The 21,385-nt window shown below is 35.4% G+C and carries 17 protein-coding genes and 1 tRNA gene; 7 read left to right on the forward strand and 11 right to left on the reverse strand.

What is annotated here, in order from left to right:
- Positions 1–135 precede the first annotated feature (135 nt).
- The 7 genes from L3049_RS14475 to L3049_RS14505 form a co-directional block, all read right to left on the reverse strand.
- Positions 136–963: an isocitrate lyase/PEP mutase family protein gene (locus L3049_RS14475; RefSeq protein WP_275110530.1), complete on the reverse strand. Its 828-nt coding sequence runs from the start codon at positions 961–963 to the stop codon at positions 136–138.
- A gap of 259 nt (positions 964–1,222) precedes the next feature.
- Positions 1,223–1,645, reverse strand: coding sequence for a hypothetical protein (locus tag L3049_RS14480; protein WP_275110531.1), 423 nt, complete (start codon positions 1,643–1,645; stop codon positions 1,223–1,225).
- A 196-nt stretch (positions 1,646–1,841) separates the two neighbouring features.
- Entirely contained in the window at positions 1,842–3,602 is a 1,761-nt protein-coding gene (locus L3049_RS14485) for a serine hydrolase (RefSeq protein WP_275110532.1), read from the reverse strand.
- Between the two features lie 186 nt (positions 3,603–3,788).
- Entirely contained in the window at positions 3,789–4,529 is a 741-nt protein-coding gene (locus L3049_RS14490; RefSeq protein WP_275110533.1) for a hypothetical protein, read from the reverse strand.
- A gap of 26 nt (positions 4,530–4,555) precedes the next feature.
- A complete protein-coding gene (locus L3049_RS14495; RefSeq protein WP_275110534.1) occupies positions 4,556–5,053 on the reverse strand; it encodes a hypothetical protein in 498 nt (165 codons plus the stop codon).
- A gap of 435 nt (positions 5,054–5,488) precedes the next feature.
- The gene (locus tag L3049_RS14500; protein ID WP_275110535.1) at positions 5,489–6,523 is read right to left on the reverse strand and encodes a formylglycine-generating enzyme family protein; all 1,035 of its coding nucleotides are present in this window, start codon (positions 6,521–6,523) and stop codon (positions 5,489–5,491) included.
- Positions 6,524–7,655: 1,132 nt separating this feature from the next.
- Positions 7,656–7,729: transfer RNA gene (locus L3049_RS14505), tRNA-Ile, on the reverse strand.
- A gap of 100 nt (positions 7,730–7,829) precedes the next feature.
- Here L3049_RS14505 and L3049_RS14510 point away from each other — a divergent pair.
- Positions 7,830–8,453, forward strand: a complete 624-nt coding sequence (locus L3049_RS14510) for an HAD family hydrolase (RefSeq protein WP_275110536.1) — start codon at positions 7,830–7,832, stop codon at positions 8,451–8,453.
- Between the two features lie 9 nt (positions 8,454–8,462).
- Here the strand turns inward: L3049_RS14510 and L3049_RS14515 are convergent, their stop codons facing one another.
- Both L3049_RS14515 and ispG read right to left on the reverse strand, forming a co-directional pair.
- Positions 8,463–9,248 carry a hypothetical protein gene (locus tag L3049_RS14515; RefSeq protein ID WP_275110537.1) on the reverse strand — a complete coding sequence of 262 codons (786 nt, stop codon included), beginning with the start codon at positions 9,246–9,248 and terminating at the stop codon, positions 8,463–8,465.
- Positions 9,249–9,316: 68 nt separating this feature from the next.
- A complete protein-coding gene (gene ispG, locus L3049_RS14520) occupies positions 9,317–11,269 on the reverse strand; it encodes a (E)-4-hydroxy-3-methylbut-2-enyl-diphosphate synthase (protein WP_275110538.1) in 1,953 nt (650 codons plus the stop codon).
- A gap of 132 nt (positions 11,270–11,401) precedes the next feature.
- On the opposite strand from ispG, the gene gldA reads away from it, so the two are divergent.
- The 4 genes from gldA (at position 11,402) to L3049_RS14540 (ending at position 15,488) form a co-directional block, all read left to right on the forward strand.
- The gene (gldA, locus tag L3049_RS14525; protein WP_275110539.1) at positions 11,402–12,301 is read left to right on the forward strand and encodes a gliding motility-associated ABC transporter ATP-binding subunit GldA; all 900 of its coding nucleotides are present in this window, start codon (positions 11,402–11,404) and stop codon (positions 12,299–12,301) included.
- Positions 12,302–12,345: 44 nt separating this feature from the next.
- On the forward strand, positions 12,346–12,723 hold the full coding sequence (locus L3049_RS14530) for a GxxExxY protein (protein ID WP_275110540.1): 378 nt from the start codon (positions 12,346–12,348) through the stop codon (positions 12,721–12,723).
- 748 nt (positions 12,724–13,471) lie between these two features.
- Positions 13,472–14,728, forward strand: a complete 1,257-nt coding sequence (gene metK, locus L3049_RS14535) for a methionine adenosyltransferase (RefSeq protein WP_275110541.1) — start codon at positions 13,472–13,474, stop codon at positions 14,726–14,728.
- Positions 14,729–15,059: 331 nt separating this feature from the next.
- Positions 15,060–15,488, forward strand: a complete 429-nt coding sequence (locus L3049_RS14540) for a DM13 domain-containing protein (protein ID WP_275110542.1) — start codon at positions 15,060–15,062, stop codon at positions 15,486–15,488.
- A gap of 329 nt (positions 15,489–15,817) precedes the next feature.
- Here the strand turns inward: L3049_RS14540 and L3049_RS14545 are convergent, their stop codons facing one another.
- Both L3049_RS14545 and L3049_RS14550 read right to left on the reverse strand, forming a co-directional pair.
- Entirely contained in the window at positions 15,818–16,849 is a 1,032-nt protein-coding gene (locus L3049_RS14545) for an NAD-dependent epimerase/dehydratase family protein (RefSeq protein ID WP_275110543.1), read from the reverse strand.
- Positions 16,850–16,907: 58 nt separating this feature from the next.
- Positions 16,908–17,318 carry an OsmC family protein gene (locus L3049_RS14550; protein WP_275110544.1) on the reverse strand — a complete coding sequence of 137 codons (411 nt, stop codon included), beginning with the start codon at positions 17,316–17,318 and terminating at the stop codon, positions 16,908–16,910.
- 178 nt (positions 17,319–17,496) lie between these two features.
- Here L3049_RS14550 and L3049_RS14555 point away from each other — a divergent pair, with 178 nt between their 5' ends.
- Both L3049_RS14555 and ileS read left to right on the forward strand, forming a co-directional pair.
- On the forward strand, positions 17,497–17,706 hold the full coding sequence (locus L3049_RS14555) for a hypothetical protein (RefSeq protein ID WP_275110545.1): 210 nt from the start codon (positions 17,497–17,499) through the stop codon (positions 17,704–17,706).
- A 218-nt stretch (positions 17,707–17,924) separates the two neighbouring features.
- Positions 17,925–21,365, forward strand: a complete 3,441-nt coding sequence (ileS, locus tag L3049_RS14560; RefSeq protein ID WP_275110546.1) for an isoleucine--tRNA ligase — start codon at positions 17,925–17,927, stop codon at positions 21,363–21,365.
- Positions 21,366–21,385 lie beyond the last annotated feature (20 nt).

The following is a 21,385-nucleotide window of genomic DNA, read 5'->3' on the forward strand; positions in this document are numbered from 1 at the left end:
AACCAATTTTAATTGGCTTGCTGGTGTTTCTTAATTGCACTAAACTTTCAAACTGCTCATCAATGCCCATGAAATTTAGCTTTTGTTAGCAACTGGGCTTTTGTTAACTATTATTCTATTTATCATTTAATACACCTACTCAAAAAACTCATTAGCATATTTGTATGAAAATTGATGATTCAACATTAAGCTTATATCACCCTTTTTCAAATTATCCCCAATAGCAATTAAATGGTTAAATGCTGATCTAACAGCACCTGAACCGACACTTAATCTTCTGACTCCTATTCTATTTAATTTCTGAAAATCGTTGAATAATGGATTGGCTATAATATTCAACGGGGCGTCAATTGCTGACACTAAAGTTTCAACTATTTCCTCAGATAATGCTCCTGGAATAAATACACAGTCGGCACCAGATTTCACAAATGCGTTTCCTCTTTCTATTGCTGTAGCAATTTTTGATGCATCATCGGCAACATCCAACCAATAAACACAAGTCCGTGCATTGATTACAAATGGAATTCCTAATTCTTCTTTCAGTTGAACTAATGATTCAATCTTTTCGAGCTGAAAATCTAAATCGTTTAAGTTTCCGTTTGGCAAGCCATCTTCGATATTAATACCCACTGCACCTGCAAGGATTAATTTCTTAGCATTCTCTTTAACCTCTGCAACAGATTCGCCGTATCCACACTCAAAATCTACCGATAGAGGTATAGATATCCTCTTGGTAATTTGTTTAACTACCGTACAGAGATCTTCGAAATGAATACCCTCTCCATCTGGATAACCAAGAGAGTAAGCAATACCAGCGCTAGTAGTCGCTACCGCATTAAATCCCTGCTTTTCAAAAACAATGGCACTTCCAGCGCTCCAAGCGTTAGGCAAAACAAGCATTTGCTTCTCTTGATGAAGTTGATGAAATTTCTTAGCTAACTCTATTTGTTTTTCTATAATCATCTTAAAAAATATTTTCTATGTTTATACATATCGCCAATACTGTAGTCTATAAATCTATTCCCTTTCAAGCAAAATGATATTGCATGCACAAATAGTTATACTTAGTTGCTTTGCCTTGTTGCTAACTAGTTTATAACACCAATATTGTTGTTATTTCTTATGTGTCAACAACTCATATCAAATTGAACAGTACCAAAGCTAATAAAATTCAAATAAGTGTAAGGCCGTCAGAGTTTTCAAGTTTCAAATTCTTTCCAATTTATTTTAAAGACTGATTAAAAGCTTTAAATGTTTCAAATGATTGTTCTGAATATGGCTTTGATTTATAGATTCTTTCGTTGATTCCTTTTGCATATCCATCACAATGCATAAGCCGATTTTCTGATATGGTAATTTCAAATCTCGCTTCAGTAATAAAGTCTGAAGGCAGGTCATTATTTTTTAAAGTCTTCGCAATAATGGGAGGTAAAGAGTCCAAATAGTACAATAATGGTTTAATTTCCATTTCTTTTGGTGAGATTCTTTTTTCCAATACATCAACCTTCACTTCATCCATTCCTAATTCAGATGCGGCATTCACAATCCAATCGCTCATGTATCCGCCATCCCAATAATTCAAAGTAGAAAAGTAGGAATGAGCTAAACTGTGAATTAAGCTATTTAAGGTCTTTGTTTTTGCCATAGCTTGTCTTTTATCTATTCGTGGTATGTATGAATATAAGTGGTTGCGTGGCTTAACACTTAACTTTGTAAGTGCTTACTACGTAGGATATTCCTTTAGAAATTCCTACGTAGATGAGAACAAGCAATTACCTATAGCCATTGTTGTACGGTGGCTAATTTCTATAGGTAAATTGCATATTACTAATGGTTTGAAATTAATCGATTCTTCTACCTTTCATTTCACGCCCTCCTTGAAAAAGGGTTAAACTATCTATGTTGCCAGCATCATTTTTATTAAAGGTTAATTGTGCATCAACTACTTTTAGATAAAATTCATTTTCAGATTTTGGAAATATATCAACTATCGGTTGTCCTGTGGCTTGCGTTTTTAATTGATTTCCTTCTCTGCTAACGGTAATAATAAATCCCGGTTGGAGTTCGTATTTACCGATATAAGTATCTAAAACAGCATTGGATACTTTTACTTCTTTTATCAAATCGCTTACATCATCCCCAAGTTTTTTTAATGCATTGATACCACCTTGATTATTGGGGTTTAGTGTTACTGATTTTCTGTAATTTTTAATCGCTAGCTCGTTTTTACCTAACTTCATTAAACTTTCTCCAAAACTATCATAGGCATTCGACGATGTAGGAAATTCTGTAATAATAAGTTGGAATACCTTGCTGGCTTCTTCCACTTTATCAGAACCCATAAGTTGATAACCAATATTATTCATTTCTCTTTCACTTAAGTTATAAGCTTCAGAATCTTTTATGCTATTGTAATGAGATATTCCAGCATCAATACCTTTTTCTTTAATAACAAGCAATACCGCATCGGCTACCGACTTTTTAGGTCTATTATAGTCTTTGCCATGCATGATACCTCGAATAGCTATTGTCATTTCGTTAAGCGGTGCACCACCGGTATTATTTAGAAGGACTACCAAAGATTTATCAGAAGTTGCTCTAGAAATATTAGTATTAAAACCATTAATACCGCCACCATGACTTATGGTATAGATACTATCTTTTGAGGATCCTATTTTATCATAGCCAACAGCCCAACCATACGCATAATGCGTGTTGCCAAAAGCAGATATGTTAGGCTTAAAATACATTGTCATATATTCTTTTGGTAAAAGAGTAGTGGTATAAAGAGCCTGATCCCATTTATAAAGATCATCAACAGTTGAATACATCGAACCAGCTGAATATGGAATCGTCATATCTAAGTATTTAGAATTTACATACTTTCCACCTTGTTTTTCGTATCCTGTAGCTCTATTTTTTAAGATATCCCCATGATTATCATAACCCGTATCTGTCATGTTTAGTGGGTCGAAAATTTTATCTTGAAGCATTTCTTCATAGCTTTTCCCAGATACTTTTTCAATAAGAACACCGAGAAGAAAATAACCCGAATTACTATAGCTAAATTTTTCACCTGGTGTAAATTCCAATTCCTTATCAGCAAATTTTCCCACAAATTCTTCCGGAGTATATGGATTGCGACTTTCGTCATCCATGAATTTAGGAAATGCTGTGTAATTTGGTATTCCTGAAGTGTGTGTTAGTAAATGATGGATAGTTATAATATCACCACTGGTTTTTGGATAATCTGGCAGATAGGTGGTAATTGGCGCTTGTAAATCTAATTTCCCTTCCGCTACTAATTGTAAAATTAGCATTGCAGTAAATTGTTTGGTAATTGACCCTAAACGATGTTTTGTATTGGCTTCATTTGGAATATCCCATTCCATATTTGCCATACCAAATCCTTTCTTATAGATAACTTTTCCTTGATCGGATACTAAAACGGAACCATTAAACTTACCATATTCTTCATAGGTACTTAAAAGTTCTTCGATTTGCTCAACTTTCGTTTGAGCAAAACTTATATTGCTTATTAATATTAAAAAAAGTATGAAAATTCCATTTTTGTAAATTGAATAGTTTGAATTTGATTTCATAATTGAATATTTAAATGGTTCATATTTCATTCTAATAAAGCACTAAGTAAGCAAGCCGATTAAATTTACTTATTTATATTTTGAGCAAGACAAGTTTAATTGGCTTGCAGGTTTTTCTTAATTAAGTTGAACTATCAAATTGCTCATCAACGCCCATGAAAATTTAGCTTTTGTGCCTGTTGTTATTTATAAGAATTCCTTTTTTAATATTTTAATCAATTTTTCTGATTCAGTAATGTTATTATCAAATAGACTTAAAGCTTCTCTTACTTTTGGATATTCATCAACAAATTCAATTTCAGTTACTTCTTGTAAATTAAAAAACTCCATGATTTTTAAGAACGACTTTTGATTAACACCCCAAAATTTAATGTATTTTGATTCAGGAATAAATATTTCAATTAATTCAGATTCTGTATGAAAAATTAATCCAATATCAATGAATGTGTCTCCAGTTACTTCTTTTTTGTAATGACTTAAAAATTCGAGGACGTATTTTTTATCTAAATATTTCCCATAATTTGGTTCCGAATCTGCATGGTTAAAGATCAAAGCTGACTCTTCTGGCAATTCTTCACTTAATGCAATGATTAAATCCCATAATCTTGAATTGTCAATATTTATTTCAGCAAAGAAATTAAATGGTAATTCCGAATGCTCTTGATTGTTATCCTTAGGTAATATTTTATATCCTTCAACAATTCTTGCTGTTTCCCGCAGTTCAATTCTCTCTTTCGCAGAAGAGTTCTTTGGGATTTCATCCAATCGTAGAGGACGAATTGTCTTTGGTAGTTCTAATGTTGGTTTCATAATTACAGGTAACGTTTCGCGGGTATGGCGACGTGCCGCATTTCCCGCAGGTCTGTTGATTATAGTTTTGTCGTTCAAATTCTCACTTCTGCATCCAGCCGAGACAGACCGCGGCATGCGCTATGACCCGCTGTTGGCAAACGTTATTTTATTAATTTTGAGTTTAATATTTCTTCCAAGTCATTTTTCGATTTTCTACTCTCAAATTTGAAACTTACAATCATCATGAGGTATCCTGCTAACAACATACCCAATAGAACAAAAATTGCAGGTTCAAACTTGTTTTCATCAATACATGACTTTAATAAAGTAATAAGTCCAAATCCAACTCCACCAAACCAAATAGTCATGAATATGTATGCAATAATATACATTCTCATTTTTACCTTTATTTGTGTACTGCCACATATTTGAGATATTTCACCTATTATTATTGGACGAAAGGAGTTTTTATTGTTTATAATCCTTTTTATTTTAAAAGTATTCTCTTTCAAATATCCTTCGTATGGTTTTGATTGATTGTTCTTTAATCCTATCCTAAAGGTTTTCTTTGGCTCGATATTATGACTGATATTGTTTTTTATTACACTCTCAGATAGTTCAGATTCATATATTAAATATTCTAATGGGAAGAATCTCATATTAATTCATTTTAGGCATTTCTGTAATTGGAAATATATTTATTGAACCAAAGAAATTAATTTATAGCACTGTTGTCTTTAATGTTTGCCAACTAGTTTATAACACCAATATTGTTGTTATTTCTTATGTGTTAACAAATCATATCAAATTGAACAGTACCAAAGCTAATAAAATTCACATAAGTATAAGGCTGTCAGAGCTGTCAAGTTTCTTATTCTTGCCAATTATTTTCTTATTTCAAAGTGAGTTTAATTGCAAATAGTGCTTTATGTAATAAAAAGGACTTCATTTTAGGATCGCTTTTATTATAGCGAAACATGTTCTAATAAAGTCAAAACAAAGTAATCTAGATATTTTTATTGGTGATTGAGGCTTTGCCTATTGAAGTCTACCCGCTTTTACTAAATTGCTTGTGTAGCTTGTAAAATGAAGGACTACAAACTGAGGACCAAGCGAAAGCCTAAACTGTCGTAATTGCTACTTGGATAGCAGTTGCTACGATTCGAAACGGGGCAACGGTTTTCGCCACTGAACCAACCACCACCACGATTATCCAGGTAAGATCCTGATGAAGAACCCTGTGGATTTGTTTGGGAATTGCTGCTATAGCTGCCGTAGATATCAGAACACCACTCCCATACATTTCCACTCATATCGTAAATGCCCAATTCATTGGCTTGTTTGCTTCCTACCTTGTGTGTTTTATTGCCTGAATTATTGATATACCAAGCTACATCATCGAGAGTATTGCTGCCCGAATAGGTGTAGCTATGTGTTAAATTACCACCTCGAGAGGCAAATTCCCATTCAGCTTCGGTTGGCAAGCGATAGTTTAAGCCGGTTTGTTCATTTAACTTGTTAATAAATGTTTGTATTTCGTTCCAGTCGACTTGTTCTACGGGCAGGCTGTCACCTTTAAAGTGGGATGGATTATTATCCATTACTGCAGTCCATTGTGCCTGCATCACCTCATATTTGCCAATTTCAAAACTACTTATAGTAACCGAATGAATCGGTTTCTCATCTGGATCCCCATTATTGCTACCCATTTGGAAGTTGCCACCTTGTACACTAATCATATCCATTCCATTAGCAGTAGTAAACTCTCTTTCTTCGCCATATGTTGTTCCCAAATCATTTGTAGCATATGCGCGTACATAATAGCTTGTGTTCTTTTTTAAATTGAGTAGGGTACTTACAAATTTACCGGCTTTATTTTCGTCTACTGTTTTCCCAGTATTAACATCTAAACTAACATTTGCTGAAGTATGCCAAACAAGGCCTTTTGCTGTAATTTGCATATGCCCGTTACTAGTTAAATTACCACCACAAGTAGCTCTTGTATTTGTTATTATGGAAATTCCCGAAGTGGTGATTTCAGGTTGGTGATAGCTTTCATCTTCTTCTTTGGAACATGCAAATAGTGCCAATAGTAGACTTAGCTGTAGAAAGAGGTGTTTAAGTTTCATTAATCTAATTTTAAGTATGGCAAGCCGTAATAGCTAAGAAGATATTGCTGGTGTTTGCACAAAAGTAAGGCTAGGTTAAACATCATTTTAAGCTGAGAGAATACAAACTTAAGTGAATCTATATAACTATTATCTTGTCAAATGTGTCAAGTTTAACTTTGTGATATAATTCACTCTTATTTCAGATCTGAATTACTTTGATGAAATGTATTTATTGATTTTTCTGGTGAGAATCGGTGGTAAATTTTTATATCCGTAAAGAATTTATTTACATCCAGTATTTTTAACCGCTACCGCACGATTGAGTCGTGTGGTTTTTACAATACCAATAGAAATGCTTAAGTATTTAAAGCCATAAAGACTAAATAGCAGAAGCATTCAGGTATTTTTTTTTTCTCGGTGACACTCCGTGTAACTCGGTGATAGATTTTTGTATCAGTAATGATTTTATTTACATCCAGTTTTTTAAACCACAGAGGGCACTGAGGCGCACAGAGGATTTGCATGACTTGGAAGAATATAAGAATTAGACTGATTTTTTCTCGGTGATACTCCGTGAAACTCGGTGGTAGATTTTTGTATCAGTAATGTTTTTATTTACATCCAGTTTTTTAAACCACAGAGGGCACTGAGGCGCACAGAGGATTTGCATGACTTGGAAGAATATAAGAATTAGGCTGATTTTTTCTCGGTGATACTCCGTGAAACTCGGTGATAGATTTTTGTATCAGTAATGATTTTCTTTACATCCAGTTTTTTAAACCACAGAGGGCACTGAGGCGCACAGAGGATTTGCATGACTTGGAAGAATATAAGAATTAGACTGATTTTTTCTCGGTGATACTCCGTGAAACTCGGTGGTAGATTTTTGTATCAGTAATGTTTTTATTTACATCCAGTTTTTTAAACCACAGAGGGCACTGAGGCGCACAGAGGATTTGCATGACTTGGAAGAATATAAGAATTAGGCTGATTTTTTCTCGGTGACACTCCGTGTAATTCGGTGGTAGATATTTTTTAACTACTAATAGTCTTACTTACAAGAGGTTTTATGCTAATACGAAATGATGTTTGGACATTTTAAAGCATAAAAAAACACCTAATCAAAAGATTAGGTGTTTTTTATTGGGGGTGGGCCCACATGGGCTTGAACCATGGACCCCCTGATTATGAGTCAGGTGCTCTAACCAGCTGAGCTATAGGCCCGACAAAAACAAGACGGTAAAAGTATTTTATTACCTTTGTTTTGCGACTGCAATGTTACATATTTGCATTGAATTATTCAAAATTTGAAACAATTTTTTTTATGCAAAAATACAATTCCATCCCTAATATAATTTTCGATTTTGGAGGCGTGCTCCTTAATATTGATACGGATCAGGCAGTTAAGAGTTTCCAAGCGATTGGTCTTTCCGATGTGGATCGCATTAAAAAAGAATATCAAGAAAATGGATTATTCGATCGTTTGGAAAAAGGAATCATAAGTCCAGAGTTTTTTAGAAGCGAATTAAGAAAATACATAGATGCCGAAGTAACGGATCTGCAAATTGATGACGCATGGAATTCGATGTTGTTGGATTTGCCAGCTGAACGTTTAGAGCTTTTAGATCGCCTAAAAAAGAATCACCGCATATTTCTATTGAGTAATACCAATATCATTCATTGGGAAGCTTATATGGGTATGGTAAAAGAACAGCACAATGTTTGTTTATCTGATTTTTTCGAAAAAGATTATTATTCGCATAATATGGGTTTACGAAAGCCCGATCCTAAGATTTATACAAGCGTTTTAGAGCAAGAAGGTTTGGTGCCATCAGAAACTTTATTTGTTGATGATATGTATGCGAATTACGAAGCCGCAAAATCGGTAGGCATGAAGGCACACTTTTTGGATTTGGAAAATGGGGAAACAGTGTTGGATTTGTTCTAGTAGAGGAATCTATTTTTTACGGAAGCTTCCCATTGTATTGTCGTAATTGATGTAATACAATCCGTTTTGTAATGTTTCCAGCTTTATTTTATTTCCGAATCCTTTAAAAACGATATTTCCGTAATTATCGTAAATCTCGTATAAGGTAGCGTGGGTAAAAAGCAATTCGTCTTTTACCTTTTCGGGTCCAAAAGTAATGGCTGAAAGGGCAGATTCATGCTTAATATCTGCAGAATAATTAGGTGTCCCTGTATAATCAGTTTGATATATTCTGTAAGTGTTTTCGCCAGAGTGCGGACGAACATCCAATTCATACTTATTAAGTTGAGGCTTTCCATTTCCTTCAACTTCTCCTATGGTAATCCATTTATTCCATCGATATTGTTGAACTACAAAAGCTAAGGAGCCTAATTCTCCTTTGGTAGTCCAATGAAGGATGCCTTTTTTATCGACACTAGCAGTTTGGAGGTTAAAAGACGAGCTTGGTTTTATGGCTTCTGGATTAATAACCTTTGGAAAACATCCATTTTTGTAGTGGAGATTAATGTGTAAGTTTTCGCCAATGGCAAATTTAAATTGACTTAAATCAATTTCGAAAGCACTGCTATTAATTTCATCAGTAGAAGTTTGACCATTAACTGTAACCTCATATACACAGAAACCAACACCCGAGTCGGAAAATGGATTCATGACATAGATATTTTTGCCTAAGAAAACGCCATTAAGTTCTAGCTTGTCTCCGTAAGCAAAATTAAAAAGGAAAATGAAGATGATAAGTAATACTTTGTTTTTCAATGTATACAGTGCATTTGGTCTATATGCAAGATATAAAACAAAGAGTGATTAAAAAAAATTAATAGATATTATTTATGAATCCAATCTCCATGGCTTTTAATGATCTCTGTAAGCTCATGAATGGCACTATCACTCGAAATATTCTTTTTAATTAGCTCATGCCCTTTGTACAAGCTAACTTTTCCAGGACCAGCGCCAACATAGCCATAATCCACATCGCCCATTTCTCCTGGGCCGTTTACAATGCAGCCCATAACCCCAATTTTAAGATGAGTTAAATGAGAAAACTGTTTTTTAACCTCGGCAACTACCTCGTGCAACTTAAAAAGAGTTCTTCCGCATCCAGGACAAGAGACAAATTCTGTTTTGGTGGTTCGAACCCGTGCCGCTTGCAATATACCAAAGGCTGTAGAATTGACCTCCTCATGAGAAATGTCACCATTGTTATCGAGCCAAATTCCGTTGGACAAACCATCGAAATATAAGCTTCCTAAATCTGCGGAAGCTTTAATGTGAAGGTTTTCCAGATTGGATTCGCTAAAGGATCTTTTAAAAATAACTGGCGCTTTGCATTTTGCTTCAATCAATCGTAGAGTAAATGCTCTTTGTTCGGCAAAAGCATTCTGATGATTCGATGAGCATACCAAAACCACTTTGGGATTGTCCTTTACCGCCTGAATAAATGCATCAGTTAATTGCGAATAGCTGCATTCTACAAAAAAGAGATCGCTGTGGAAGAAAGATAAATTACCGGTAAGAAACTCATCTGCCTGAAACATTGGATAAGTGTTTTCGGCAAAATTATTCGCCATTTCCCAACATTCCTGATCTACAATTATGCCCAAATCTTTTGGGTAATCAGCAAAAATGGCATCAAAACCATTTACAAAAAGGTAATCGGCAGCTAACTTGCCCTTTTCCCATTCAAAAGTATCTTCGTTTAAAACATAACCTGCCTTCTCTGGCAATTCGGTAGAAATATACGATTCGTGACTAGCATCGGTAACCACAACAGGAACTTTAGAGCTTCCAATATTGCGGATTACTAGCGTTGATCTTTTGTAAAAATCGAATAGGTTAACATCTACATTTTCGATTGGAGCAATCGGCTGGTGCCCTTCTTTTTCTAGAACGTAATCAACCAATTTTTTTCCTACAGGAGATTCAATTTCTGGATCTTCGGTAAGAGAGATGCGAACCGTATCGCCAATACCATCGTTTAATAAAGCTCCAGTTCCAACAGCCGATTTAATACGTCCATCTTCGCCTTCGCCAGCTTCAGTAACGCCTAAATGCAATGGGTAAAACATGTTTTCGTTCGCCATTTCGCTTACCAGCAAACGAACTGTTTTCACCATCATTATCGTATTACTCGATTTAATTGAAATGGCAACATTCGGAAAGTTTTGTTCTTTACAGATTCGTAAAAATTCTAGCGTTGCCTCTACCATTCCTCTTGGCGTATCGCCATATCGACTCATGATTCGATCCGATAAAGAGCCGTGATTGGTTCCAATTCTAATTGCCGTATTGTGTTCTTTGCACAGACGAATTAGTGGAATAAATTTGTCTCGTATTTTTTCTAAATCTTCCTGATACTTTACATCTCCATATCCTGGATTTGCAAAATCAGCTCTTTTATCAACAAAGTTTCCAGGATTGATACGAACCTTATCGACATATTTGGCAGCAATTAAGGCTGCTGCCGGATTGAAATGAATATCAGCAACCAAAGGCGTGTTATAGCCTCTTTTTACCAATTCCTCTTTAATAAATTTAAGGTTCTCGGCCTCTTTTGTGCCTTGAGTAGTAAGGCGAACATATTCTGCTCCCGATTCAATCATTCGAATCGATTGCTCTACACTGGCTTCAATATTATTGGTATCGGTATTGGTCATCGATTGAATGCGAATCGGATTGTTACCGCCTAAGGCAGTAGTTCCAATTAAAGATTCAGACGATTTACGACGAGAGTAGTTAAACAGATCTTTACAAAAAAGTTGATGATTTGAGAGACTCATTTCCTTGGTTTTAATTTAGAAGTACAAAGGTAGCTAATTATGAATTATTAATTACGAATTACGGATTTCTCATAAAAAGAACGGAAGAATGATTAAATTCAACCTCAGATTAGTAGTTTAAAATACATTTCAATGTCAATAAAGGTTCAGGAAGTAAGCAAGTTATACGGAAAGCAAAAGGCTTTGGATAATTTGAGTTTTGAAATTAAACAGGGCGAAATTGTCGGATTTTTAGGGCCAAATGGTGCTGGAAAATCCACAATGATGAAAATAATTACCGGTTACATTCCGCAAAGTTCAGGTTTGGTAGAGGTAAATGGCTTGAGTGTAAGTACTGATTCTCTTGATATAAAAAGACAAATTGGCTATTTGCCAGAGCACAATCCGCTGTATTTAGAAATGTACGTGAAAGAATATCTAGATCATGTAGCATCCATTTACAAGCTAGGAAAATCGAAAGCGAAGCGAATTGCTGAAATGGTTGAATTGACAGGCTTGGGCTTAGAACAGAACAAAAAAATTGCATCTCTTTCGAAAGGATATCGCCAGAGAGTAGGAATTGCACAGGCATTAATTCACGATCCTAAAGTGCTAATCTTAGATGAACCAACAACCGGCTTGGATCCCAATCAATTAATCGAAATCAGAAACTTGATTCAGGAAGTTGGCAGAGAAAAAACGGTGATGTTATCAACTCATATTATGCAAGAAGTTGAAGCTTGTTGTAAGCGAGTGTTAATTGTAAACAAAGGTCAGTTGGTTGCCGATCGAGATATTGATTTTCTAAGCAATCGAAAAGAAGCTAAAATTGTGGAAGTCGAATTCGCAACCGAATTTCCATCAGAACTGCTAAGCGAAATTGCTGGGATAGATAATTACAAGTCTTTAGGAGAGAATCGTTTCTCAATTGTTTCTAATGAGGATATCCGAAAAGATATTTTTGAATTTGCGGTTTCCAAAAACCTCATAATCCTTGAAATGAACACCCAATCGAAAAATCTGGAAGACATTTTCCACGAATTAACAGTTTGATTTAAATTGTTTTGATGTAAATTTAATTTTACAAAATAAACAATATGAAAGAAGATCAAATTACTCAGAAAATAATTAAGGCTGCAATGAAAGTGCACTCTAAGCTTGGGCCTGGATTGTTAGAATCAGCGTATAGTGCATGCCTGTATTATGAACTATTAAAGGCTGGCTTAAAAGTTGAAAAAGAAAAAGCCTTGCCATTAATTTACGATGAAGTAAAATTAGATTGTGGATATCGTATTGATTTATTTGTTGAAGATCAGGTTGTGGTAGAATTAAAATCTATTGTTTCCTTTAAGGATATTCATTTAGCACAAACACTTACCTATCTAAAATTGGCTGATAAACGAATTGGTTTGATGATTAATTTCAATGTTGAAAAACTAAAGTACGGCATTAAGAGAGTTATTAATGGGTATTAACATCTCTGTGCTATGTATTTAAAAATTAAAAAGTAGTTCCATTTCATTAAAAAAAATATCTACCACTGAGCTACACAGAGTGTCACCGAGAAAAAGTTAGATTTAGGTTTCCCTTTGTAATTCTTTGTTCGTATTCAGTATTTATTTCTTTCGGTAATGTAAATCCTCTGTGCGCCTCAGTGCCCTCTGTGGTGGAAGAAAAGAATTGTTAGTTAGATTACATTGTGTAAAATGATTCTACCACCGAGTCCCACAGAGTATCACAGAGAAAAAAAATAAGTCTTTTTTTTCTAAGTCTTGCTCTTCCTCTGTTACCTTTCGTGCTCTCGGTGGTAAAGAAATCTGATATGGATTGATTTTACCTTGTGTGAAATAATTTTATGTGTTCTCTCTTACAAAAATAGAAATCTCCACTACAATAAAGACTTGTAGCTCTTTATTGGCTTGGAAGTCCCTGTTTTTCAGATCAAGCATTTGTTAAAATGTTGTAAAACCAAGAGTTTAGTTTTGTTTCTTTCCAAAATAATCATTTCCTTTGCCTCGAATTAAGTGGAAAGATTTGGCTGCTTGCGACCACAGAAAAAAATGCTAAATGGTGAACTATGTGCTTTTCTGCACCTAGACAACCAACCATTGCTTTCCCGTATCGTGTACTCCGCTATTTACTTAGCGGACTTAAACAACAACGCTTGTCGATTTATTAATTCGTTTAATAATATCGACATCACAACTAATTATTATTTAAATTATGGGATATTTATTTACATCTGAATCCGTTTCAGAAGGACATCCAGACAAAGTTGCTGATCAAATTTCAGATGCTTTATTGGACAAATTTTTAGCTTTCGATCCTAACTCGAAAGTAGCTTGCGAAACTATGGTAACAACAGGACAGGTTATCTTAGCTGGAGAAGTAAAAACCAAAACTTATATCGATGCTCAAGATGTGGCTCGTCAGGTAATCAACCGTATTGGTTATACCAAAAGCGAGTACCAATTCGATGGCACATCATGTGGTGTGTTAACGGCTATTCACGAGCAATCGGATGACATTAATCGTGGTGTAGATCGTGAAGATCCAATGAGCCAGGGAGCGGGTGATCAAGGGATGATGTTTGGTTACGCTAGTAAGGAGACTGACGACTATATGCCTTTATCTCTTGACCTGTCACACCGTTTGTTAATCGAGATGGCGGCTATTCGTCGCGAAGGTAAAGAAATGACTTACCTACGTCCTGATTCAAAATCACAGGTAACTATTGAGTATAACGATAATGACAGCATTAAGCGTGTGCATACCATTGTCGTTTCTACTCAGCACGACGATTTTGGTCCTGATGATGAGAGCATGTTGGCTAAGATTAAAGACGATGTTCGCAATATCCTAATCCCTCGTGTGATTAACATGTTGCCAGCACGTGTTCAGGCTTTCTTCGATGCAGATTTTATCCTTCACGTTAACCCAACAGGGAAATTCGTGATTGGTGGCCCTCATGGTGACACGGGGCTTACTGGTCGTAAGATTATTGTTGACACTTATGGTGGAAAAGGTGCTCACGGTGGTGGTGCATTCTCGGGTAAAGATCCTTCAAAGGTAGACCGTTCTGCGGCTTACGCTTCTCGTCATATTGCAAAAAACCTTGTTGCTGCTGGTGTAGCCGATGAAATTTTGGTTCAATTGTCGTATGCTATTGGTGTGGCACAGCCTGTAGGTATCTTTGTTGAAACTTATGGCAAAAAGAATGTTGAGTTAAGCAATGGCGAAATTGCTGATAAAATTGCTGAGATTTTTGACCTTCGCCCTGCTGCTATTGAGCAACGTTTAAAGCTACGTAACCCTATTTACGAAGAGTCTGCTGCCTATGGTCATATGGGACGTACGCCTCGTACTGTTACGAAAACATTTGCTTCGCCTTATTTCGAAGATAAGACAATGGAAGTAGAGCTTTTCACATGGGAGAAACTAGACTATATCGAGAAAGTAAAAGAAGCTTTTAAGCTTTAAAATCGATTAAAAAATTGATTATTAGCCATTTCATTTATTTGAAATGGCTTTTTTTATGCCGATAATTCAACTCAAAAAAATTTATTTGGGGCTTCCCCTTCGGGTCGGGCTTTCCGTTTCAACTCCTCATTCGTTCCTCATTGCGGGGTTTCCACTATAATCCCTAAGCCAAAAAATAGCATTATTCATACTTAAGATCGTATCATTCGTCCTAAATATTAGATACTTACTTGTATAATCGTATTTTAATCGCTAATTTCAGATAAGAAAGTCTTTTATTATTCAAAGAACTCTTTAAAAACACAATTAGTATTTATTTAAGATCTAAGGTATGAAAAATTGGTATTTATATATTGCACTGCTTTTGTTTACAGCCTGTTCAAGCAGCGGGGATATGATCGATGAAATGGAAGAAATGGTTGAAATTCCCAATGATCAGGAAAACATGATGGAAGAAGAAGAAACAACAACAGCTAATTTTGTTTCCGATGCTCATCCAACATCAGGAACCGCAAGCATTAGTGAAGATGGCTCAACACTATCATTAACCGATTTTAAATCGGACGATGGACCTTTGTTAGAGCTCTATTTAGCTAGCGATTTAACTGCAGAAACCTACGTTTCTCTTGGTGAATTAAAAGGTCTTGATGGAGATTATCAGTACAGTATTCCTACTGGAACCGATTTGGAAAGCTTAAAATACGTTATTGTTTGGTGTGTCGACTTTAAAGTAAGTTTCGGACATGCCGTGTTGCCATAAACGAGTTAAAACAATTAAAAACAGTAAAGTCAGATCTTAGGATCTGGCTTTTTTTAGTTTGCGTCCAGTCCTGAAATAAGCTGACAGTAAAGAGACTTATTTTCGAATAAATGATTTTATTTTTTGATTACACTTGTTTTTTTCTGCTTAATACTTGAAAAGAAAGGTAAGCAAGCCCAACAAATATCATAAACCATACAAAACTAAGCAGAACACTTTTAATCATTACATCAGATTTAATTAAGTATTCTGGAAGAGGCAATTGTATTAGATTTGTGATAATAATTCCTATTATTATTGATATGAATATTTTAAATTTTCTATTCATTTTATTTTTCAGTTTTTTTAATTTTTGCCTCAATAGGGTAATGTATTAAGGTATCCTTAATGCTCTTTTCAATTGGAATGAACTCAAAACCCAATGCTTCTTTAATTTTCTGATTAGAATAGTATTTCACATGATGTGCCGATCGTGCATTTTCTTTGGTAAAACCAGGTTCTTTAAACAAAAAGATTCTTTTTAGAAATGCTACTCTCCAAGCTAACCCAGTCATTTTTTTGTTTGCATATCTTGTTGGTCCTTCAATTCCAAGCTGTTTTGCAATGGTCTTAAAGATGAATTCGAAAGAGCAATTGTCACCATTAAGGATAAAGCGCTCATTTTCAATCTTACTTTCCATTAATTCATGCATCGAACGGCTCACATCTTGAACATCAACATAGCCGGTAATTCCTTTGGTATAGTATTTTAAACCTTTGGCAACCGTACTAAAAAGTTGAGAACTGCCTTTGTTCCATTGCCCTGGTCCCAAAATAATCGATGGATTTACGATTACTGCGCTTAATCCTTCTTCAATGCCACGCCAAACTTCCAGTTCCGAATTAAATTTACTAATCGAATAACCTGATCGTTTTTCTTCAGGACTCCAAGCCGTATTTTCACTTACCGTATCTTCACCTTCTTCCGGAGAACCTAATGCAGCAATAGAACTTACCATGCAAAATTTTCTGATATCAGCATCTAAACAAGCATTTACCAGGTTGCGAGTTCCCTCAATATTAATATCCTGCATGTTTTTATGATCGTCTTTTTTAAAGGAGACCAAAGCAGCACAATGGTAAACATCTTTGATTCCTTTAAGCGCATCTTCCAAAGAAAAAGGATCTAACATATCTCCATCGAACCATTCAATTTTATTAAAAAGCTCATCTGCTTTTTCGGAATAGTAAGCAAAAGTTGTACGTACCATCTCAATGTTGCTGCTCTTGCGTTTCAATGCACGAACCTTTTTTCCTTTCGAAAGCAAATCGAATAGTAAATGTGAGCCAACAAGGCCTGTTCCACCGGTAACTAAAATCATGGAAGATTATTTAAAATAAGTAGTATCCTGTAAGGGATGTAAAGTTAACATCGAAAAGCTATTTCGCCCAATTCAGTTTTATGGTTTGTATCATTTGAGTTGATACGCTCAATGGCACTGGACTGGTTCCGGCTACATTTTCAATAATTTGTTTTTCTTCGGCAGTATAACTTTTATCAGGAAAATTGAACTCTACGATAACTTCCGAAACTCTTCTTGGATCACTCTCCATTATTTTAGTAATGTTCAGCTCAGTTCCTACAATGTCGATATTGTTATCGCGAGCAACAATTCCCATAATGGTCATAATACATGAACCGAATGAGGTTGCCATTAAATCTGTTGGAGAAAAAGCTTCGCCTTTCCCTTGATTATCAATAGGAGCATCGGTATAAATCTTATTTCCCGATTGTAAGTGAATATTTTCTGTTCTTAGATCGCCTAAGTAAGTTGTTTTTACTGTTGTCATGTTGTTTTTGTGTTTAGTGAAAAGTATCAATGTATATTTTGTTTTGTGAATTTACGCTTTACCATTAAACTTACAAATAGCATGATGTGGATAAACACAAAAAAAAATATTTATCTGTCACCTTTTTTTGAGATCAGACTGTTAAAGCTTTATATAAATCAACATAATAATTAAACAAATGAATAGAACAAAAGAGAATATCATATTCGTACTAATTTTTAGTGTGGTTTTTGCGATTGTTACAACAGCTTTTGAATTTTGGATATATGATTGGGTCAAAATTGAGAAAAATATAATTGTAGGTTTAACTGTAAGCATTTTACTTCTTCTTGATAAAATCTATAAATTTTCAGATAAGATAAAACAGAAGCTAACATTTATAAAATAGCTTGTAAATCTTTGCAATTTTCTTTCAAATTAAAACCTAATTAAATTTAAAAATTTCGAATTATAAGCAATCGGAATTCTAGCGAGAACAATCTGCTTTTATGTGTCGATAAAATTGTACTTATACCCTTGATTCTGCAATCACTATGATCATCATGTCTTGTATTTTTTCTATATTTGTGAACTTTTTGACGAATTCTAGATAAATATTACATATAAATGAGCACAAAATTTCCAGATTACAAGAACTTAGATCTTTCACAGATCAATAAAGATGTCTTAAAGGAATGGGAAGAAAACAAGACTTTCGACAAGAGTTTAGAAACTCGTGAAGGAAATCCATCTTTTGTTTTCTATGAGGGACCCCCATCAGCTAACGGTATGCCTGGTATTCACCACGTAATGGCCCGTGCACTTAAAGATATTGTATGTCGTTATAAGACGCTTAAGGGTTTTAAAGTAGACCGTAAAGCAGGTTGGGATACACACGGACTTCCAGTTGAGTTGGGTGTTGAAAAGGAATTGGGTATTACCAAAGAGGATATTGGTAAGAAAATTACCGTTGACGAATATAACGAAGCTTGTAGAACGAACGTGATGAAATATACACGTGAGTGGGAAGATTTGACTTCGAAAATGGGTTATTGGGTGAATATGGATGAGCCATATATCACATACGACAACCGATATATTGAAACTTTATGGTGGTTGCTTAAGCAATTGTTCGAGAAAGGTTATTTGTATAAAGGATATACAATCCAGCCATTCTCACCAGCAGCAGGTACGGGATTGTCAACTCATGAGTTGAACCAACCTGGTTGCTATAAGGATGTAAAAGATACAACAGCAGTTGGTCTATTTAAGATTGAGAAAGACGAAAAAAGTAATTTCCTTTTCGAAGGAATCGACTGTGATGTATACTTCATGGCCTGGACAACTACGCCTTGGACTTTGCCATCGAATACGGCACTAGCGGTTGGCCCTAAGATCAACTATGTACGTGTACGTACTTTCAATCCATATACAGGTAAAGATTGTGTGGTTATTCTTGCTAAAAACTTGTTCTACAATTTCTTTGATAAAAAATACGAAGGACTTGAATTGGGAGAATATGAAGTTGGAAGCAAGCGCTTAACTTTTAAAACTCTTTCGGAACATGTTGGAGCAGATTTAGAAGGTGTTCGTTACGAACAGTTATTACCTTGGGTTAAGCCTGAAGGTGATGCTTTTCGCGTGATTTTAGGTGATTTCGTAACTATTGAAGACGGTACAGGTATCGTTCATATTGCGCCAACTTTTGGTGCGGATGATGATAGAGTAGCGAAAGCTGCTGGAATTTCTCCACTTATTTTCCGTGATAAGGAAGGTAAGATGCAACCAATGGTTGATCGTACAGGTAAGTTCTTCAAAATTGAAGACCTTGATGAGGAATTCGTTAAAAACCATGTAAATACCGAACTTTATGCTCCATATGCAGGTCGTTACGTTAAGAATGCTTTCGATAGCAGTTTAACTGAGAAAGATCCTACTTTGGATGTTGATATTGCTGTTGATTTGAAGAAGAGCAGTCAGGCGTTTAAGGTTGAGAAACATGTTCACAACTACCCACATTGTTGGAGAACTGATAAGCCGGTATTGTACTATCCACTGGATTCATGGTTTATCAAGACGACAAAAGTTCGCGATCGTATGATCGAGCTAAATAAGACGATTAACTGGAAGCCAAAATCAACTGGTGAAGGTCGTTTTGGAAAATGGTTAGAGAACCTGCAGGACTGGAATCTTTCTCGTTCTCGTTATTGGGGAACACCTCTACCTATCTGGGTAAGCGAGGATCGTAAAGAAATGAAATGTATTGGTTCTGTACCTGAGCTTAAGGGCGAGATTGTTAAGTCAATCGAAAAAGGATACATGAGCGAAAACATGCTTGAGAAATATGTAGAAGGTGATAACTCAAAAGAGAACTATGAGAAGTTCGATCTTCACCGTCCGTATGTTGACGATATTGTATTGGTAAGTGAGTCGGGACAGAAATTATTCCGTGAACTAGACCTTATTGATGTTTGGTTCGATTCAGGAGCAATGCCTTATGCACAGCAGCATTATCCATTCGAAAACAAAGAGGATTTCGATAAGAAATTCCCAGCACAGTTTATTGCTGAGGGTGTAGACCAAACACGTGGATGGTTCTTTACGCTACATGCTATTGCAACCATGTGTTTCGATAGTGTAGCCTTCGAAAATATTATTTCAAACGGTTTGGTACTAGATGCGACAGGAAATAAAATGTCTAAGCGTCTAGGTAATGCGGTTGATCCATTCTCAACAATTGAGAAATATGGTTCAGACCCATTACGTTGGTATATGATTACCAATGCTCAACCATGGGATAACTTGAAATTTGATTTAGGTGGTGTTGAAGAAGTTCGTCGTAAATTCTTCGGTACACTATATAATACTTACAGTTTCTTCCAATTGTATGCTAATGTTGATGGATTTACCTATTCAGAGGCAGATGTACCAATGGAAAAACGTCCTGAAATTGACCGTTGGATTCTTTCTCTTCTTAACTCATTGGTGAAAGAGGTTGAAGAGTGCTACGAAGCATACGAGCCAACTCGTGCTGGTCGTGCTATTCAGGATTTCGTGAACGAAAACCTATCGAATTGGTACGTTCGTTTATGTCGCAAGAGATACTGGGGTGGTGAGTATGATACAGATAAAATTTCGGCATATCAAACACTTTATAAATGTCTTGAGACCATTTCTATCTTGGGATCACCAATTGCACCATTCTTTATGGATCAATTGTTTAAAGATCTTAATTCAGCTACAGGTCGTTATACTGATGAGTCTGTTCACTTGGTAGATTTCCCTAAGTACGATGCTGAAGTTATCGATAAGGATTTGGAAGAACGTATGGATATGGCTCAGAAGATTTCTTCTATGGTGTTAGGTCTTCGTCGTAAGGTGAAGATTCGTGTACGTCAGCCATTGAGTAAGATTATGGTTCCAATTCTTGACGAAGCAATGATTCCTCAATTGGAAGCTGTAAAAGGCATTATCCTTTCTGAGATTAATGTAAAAGAGATGGAATTCATTACGGATACATCAGGTGTATTGATCAAGAAGATTAAACCGAACTTTAAGACTCTTGGACCAAAGCATGGTAAAATCATGAAGCAAATTGCTGGTGAGATTGCTAAGATGAATCAGGATGATATCGTGACTTTCGAAAAGGCATCTGAATTTACAATTGTTGTAAACGACGAGAATGTAGTTTTGACTCTTCAAGATGTTGAAATTATCTCTGAGGATATTCCAGGTTGGTTAGTTGCTAACGAAGGAAAGCTTACTGTTGCTCTTGATGTAAACATAACTGAGGAGTTACGTCAGGAAGGTATTGCTCGTGAATTCATCAATAGAATTCAAAATTTGCGTAAGGATAGCGATTTTGATGTTACTGATAAAATTTCATTGGAAATTGCTATGCACGATGCCATAAATGAAGCAGTAAATACTCACAAAGATTATATTGGAAGTCAAACCTTAGCTGTGAGCGTTGAATTGGTTGAAAAATTAGCCGAAAATGAAGCCAAAGCAGTAGAGATTGAGCAGGGTGTAGAGAGCTTTATTAAGATCGAAAAAGTTAGCGAATAATCGATTTTTTGTTATCTTTA

It is taken from the genome of Labilibaculum sp. DW002 (assembly GCF_029029525.1).
In the GTDB taxonomy this organism is placed as follows: Bacteria; Bacteroidota; Bacteroidia; order Bacteroidales; family Marinifilaceae; genus Paralabilibaculum; species Paralabilibaculum antarcticum.

Coding starts and splice junctions, on each gene's coding strand:
- L3049_RS14485 (WP_275110532.1), bottom strand. CDS start 3,602: ATGAAATCAAATTCAAACTATTCAATTTACAAAAATGGAATTTTCATA.
- L3049_RS14490 (WP_275110533.1), bottom strand. CDS start 4,529: ATGCCGCGGTCTGTCTCGGCTGGATGCAGAAGTGAGAATTTGAACGAC.
- L3049_RS14475 (WP_275110530.1), bottom strand. CDS start 963: ATGATTATAGAAAAACAAATAGAGTTAGCTAAGAAATTTCATCAACTT.
- L3049_RS14480 (WP_275110531.1), bottom strand. CDS start 1,645: ATGGCAAAAACAAAGACCTTAAATAGCTTAATTCACAGTTTAGCTCAT.
- ileS (WP_275110546.1), top strand. CDS start 17,925: ATGAGCACAAAATTTCCAGATTACAAGAACTTAGATCTTTCACAGATC.
- L3049_RS14495 (WP_275110534.1), bottom strand. CDS start 5,053: ATGAGATTCTTCCCATTAGAATATTTAATATATGAATCTGAACTATCT.
- ispG (WP_275110538.1), bottom strand. CDS start 11,269: ATGAGTCTCTCAAATCATCAACTTTTTTGTAAAGATCTGTTTAACTAC.
- L3049_RS14540 (WP_275110542.1), top strand. CDS start 15,060: ATGAAAAATTGGTATTTATATATTGCACTGCTTTTGTTTACAGCCTGT.
- L3049_RS14500 (WP_275110535.1), bottom strand. CDS start 6,523: ATGAAACTTAAACACCTCTTTCTACAGCTAAGTCTACTATTGGCACTA.
- L3049_RS14555 (WP_275110545.1), top strand. CDS start 17,497: ATGAATAGAACAAAAGAGAATATCATATTCGTACTAATTTTTAGTGTG.
- metK (WP_275110541.1), top strand. CDS start 13,472: ATGGGATATTTATTTACATCTGAATCCGTTTCAGAAGGACATCCAGAC.
- L3049_RS14530 (WP_275110540.1), top strand. CDS start 12,346: ATGAAAGAAGATCAAATTACTCAGAAAATAATTAAGGCTGCAATGAAA.
- L3049_RS14550 (WP_275110544.1), bottom strand. CDS start 17,318: ATGACAACAGTAAAAACAACTTACTTAGGCGATCTAAGAACAGAAAAT.
- gldA (WP_275110539.1), top strand. CDS start 11,402: ATGTCAATAAAGGTTCAGGAAGTAAGCAAGTTATACGGAAAGCAAAAG.
- L3049_RS14510 (WP_275110536.1), top strand. CDS start 7,830: ATGCAAAAATACAATTCCATCCCTAATATAATTTTCGATTTTGGAGGC.
- L3049_RS14545 (WP_275110543.1), bottom strand. CDS start 16,849: ATGATTTTAGTTACCGGTGGAACAGGCCTTGTTGGCTCACATTTACTA.